At 53.7% G+C, this 779-nt stretch carries 1 protein-coding gene; it reads right to left on the bottom strand.

Features of this window, described 5'->3' with window-relative positions; genetic code table 11:
- On the bottom strand, nucleotides 1-508 hold a 508-nt coding region (locus tag AC1RPR_RS07895; protein ID WP_481763416.1), incomplete at its 3' end, for a phage tail-collar fiber domain-containing protein.
- Between the last annotated feature and the right edge of the window lie 271 nt (nucleotides 509-779).

The following is a 779-nucleotide window of genomic DNA, read 5'->3' as shown; positions in this document are numbered from 1 at the left end:
GGGGGTGATCGACACCCGTGATAGTATACGCGTTGGGGCTCGCCAAATGCGACGCAGGAAGCTCATCTACTGAGCCCAGAACCGCCATCCGGAACTGGTTGTTCGATTCTGCGGCGTCCAGCCACATTTGGTAATTCGTGTCCACGATCGACAGGAACGCATCAATCCGGATGCTGTTTCCGCCGTCCACCGCACCGAGCGGTGACTTGTGAATCAGGCTGTCGTCTGCGGCCAACGCGAACAGCGTGTTGCCCACGAAATACCCAATTTCACCAAAATCGAACGGTCCTAGGTTGTAGTCTAGGTATGCGCCATATTTGACGACGTTCGGGTTTACAACGAAGGGATCACTGGGAATCCCCTCGTAAATAGTAGTACCGTGGATGTTCGTGTCGGTTGCCTGCGGGATGTATCCGTAGGCCGAACCCAGCTTGAACGACGTGATTTTGATGGGGCCCGTCGCAGCCGCGATAATTGCCTTCCCAGCGTTCGTAAGTTGTATGAACACTTTTTTCTCCTTGACGTGATTTTGCGTCTCCTTATTAAATTGACAAGATGGCAATCCTCAAACCCTTGTCCACTCACTCGATTGTGAGGGACTTTACGCGGGTGTACCGAGATGCGGTCGCGAACTACCATAAAGCTGAGCTTGGTGATCCGACACGTGTCCTGTTCCTTCGCCCGTCGCAACTCCCATTTTGTCCGGTAGATTTCTTCATCCAGAACGCGATGCACGGAACCGTGCGAACGCTCGACTTCGGAGGCTGCTTCTACACACG

It is taken from the genome of Dellaglioa sp. CoH-57-MRSF-22, assembly GCF_056781895.1.
This window is presented reverse-complemented; position numbering and strand designations above follow the sequence as displayed.